General features: G+C 54.2%; 1 tRNA gene and 2 rRNA genes (1 of these 3 cut by a window edge). All 3 read right to left on the reverse strand.

What is annotated here, in order from left to right:
* Positions 1-62 precede the first annotated feature (62 nt).
* Positions 63-139, reverse strand: a tRNA-Met gene (locus ACR0DS_RS20135).
* 52 nt (positions 140-191) lie between these two features.
* Positions 192-306: ribosomal RNA gene (gene rrf / locus ACR0DS_RS20140) — 5S ribosomal RNA — on the reverse strand.
* A 165-nt stretch (positions 307-471) separates the two neighbouring features.
* A 23S ribosomal RNA gene (locus ACR0DS_RS20145) occupies positions 472-2,500 on the reverse strand; it runs 816 nt beyond the window's last position.

Raw genomic sequence — 2,500 nt, forward strand, 5'->3', positions numbered from 1 at the left:
TGGCCCTGAACGCAGAAAGCGCCCCTTGGGGCGCTAAGTGTTTGATATCTGACTTGAAGTATTGGTTGCGGGAGCAGGATTTGAACCTGCGACCTTCAGGTTATGAGCCTGACGAGCTACCGGGCTGCTCCATCCCGCGTCAGAGTCAGATTTGTTTTCATCGTTTTAGAGAGATTTGGGGATTTTACTAGGTTTGGCGGTGACCTACTCTCCCGGGGCTTAAGCCCAAGTACCATTGGCGCGGCAGTGCTTAACTTCCGGGTTCGGGATGGGACCGGGTGTTTCACTTGCGCTATGACCACCAAACCGAGGAAAATCCCCACGTCGCTGTTTTTGCGGAGCAAAAAAGCGACGGGCAGGAGGCAGCGTATTCGCGAAGCGGATGCGCGGTCCTGCACGGTTGTGTTAATCAGATCAACGTTGTCCAACTCAGGGTGTGTATGTCTTTGATTTGTCTTTCCATTACTGGATCAAATCAAGCCTATCGGGCGATTAGTACCGGTCAACTGAACGCATTACTGCGCTTACATCTCCGGCCTATTGACGTGGTGGTCTTCCACGGCCCTCAGGGAGACCTTGTTTTGAGGGGGGCTTCCCGCTTAGATGCCTTCAGCGGTTATCCTGTCCGATCATAGCTACCCAGCACTGCCGTTGGCACGACAACTGGTCCACCAGTGGATCGTTCACCCCGGTCCTCTCGTACTAGGGGCAACTCCTCTCAAGTCTCCTACACCCACGGCAGATAGGGACCGAACTGTCTCACGACGTTCTAAACCCAGCTCACGTACCTCTTTAAACGGCGAACAGCCGTACCCTTGGGACCTGCTCCAGCCCCAGGATGAGATGAGCCGACATCGAGGTGCCAAACACTGCCGTCGATATGGACTCTTGGGCAGTATCAGCCTGTTATCCCCGGCGTACCTTTTATCCGTTGAGCGATGGCCCTTCCACTCGGGACCACCGGATCACTATGGCCGTCTTTCGACTCTGCTCGACTTGTCAGTCTTGCAGTCAGGCTGGCTTCTGCCATTGCACTCAACGAGCGATTTCCGACCGCTCTGAGCCAACCTTCGCGCGCCTCCGTTACGCTTTAGGAGGCGACCGCCCCAGTCAAACTACCCGCCACGCAGGGTCCCGGATCCGGATAACGGACCGCGGTTAGACATCAAGAGTGCGAAGGGTGGTATCTCAAGGGAGGCTCCACAGGTACTTGCGTTCCTGCTTCAAAGCCTACCACCTATCCTGCACATCACAATCCTGATGCCAGTGCGAAGCTGTAGTAAAGGTGCACGGGGTCTTTCCGTCTAACCGCGGGAAGCCTGCATCTTGACAGGCAATTCAATTTCGCTGAGTCGATGTTGGAGACAGCGGGGAAGTCGTTACGCCATTCGTGCAGGTCGGAACTTACCCGACAAGGAATTTCGCTACCTTAGGACCGTTATAGTTACGGCCGCCGTTTACCTGGGCTTCAATTCAAGGCTCTCACCTCTCCTTTTAACCTTCAGGCACCGGGCAGGCGTCAGACCCTATACGTCGTCTTGCGACTTCGCAGAGCCCTGTGTTTTTAATAAACAGTCGCCACCCCCTGGTTTGTGCCCCCAGCCCCTAGTTGCCTAGGAACCGGGCCTCCTTCTCGCGAACTTACGGAGGTATTTTGCCGAGTTCCTTCAACATCGTTCTCTCAAGCGCCTTGGTATGCTCTACCAGTCCACCTGTGTCGGTTTAGGGTACGGTCTGATGGAGGGCTATTTCCAGGAACCACTCAGCAGCCCAATCAATCCGATAAGATTGAACTACACCTGTGATCCGTCACATCCTCCTGGCCTAGGAATATTAACCTAGTTCCCATCGCCTACGCCTTTCGGCCTCGGCTTAGGGGCCGGCTTACCCTGCTCAGATTAGCTTTAAGCAGGAACCCTTGGACTTTCGGCGAGAGTGTCTCTCACACTCTTTGTCGCTACTCATGTCATCATTCTCACTAGTGATCTCTCCACCGGATCCCTCACAGGCCGGCTTCATCGAAAGAACTCGATCCGTCATTACACCTCGCTGCTGTTACACAACACAGATGCAAATACGGATGAGTTCTATGTCACACTACGCTCTGCTACCATGCCTTACGGCATCCTAAGCTTCGGCTCATGGCTTGAGCCCCGTTACATCTTCGCCGCAGGACAACTTATTTAGACCAGTGAGCTGTTACGCTATCTTTAAAGGATGGCTGCTTCTAAGCCAACCTCCTGGTTGTTTTGGTCGTCCCACCTGCTTTCCCACTTAGCCATGAATTGGGGGCCTTAGCTGTAGGTCAGGGTTGTTTCCCTCTCCACTACGGACGTTAGCATCCGCAGTGTGTCTGCCATCTAGTACTCCCGGGTATTCGGAGTTTGGTTAGGATCAGTAAGCCTGTGGGGCCCCATTACCCATCCAGTGCTCTACCCCCCGGGGTATTCGGATGACGCTCTACCTAAATAGATTTCGCAGAGAACCAGCTATCTCCGAG

Source organism: Ruegeria sp. AF5, assembly GCF_056541905.1.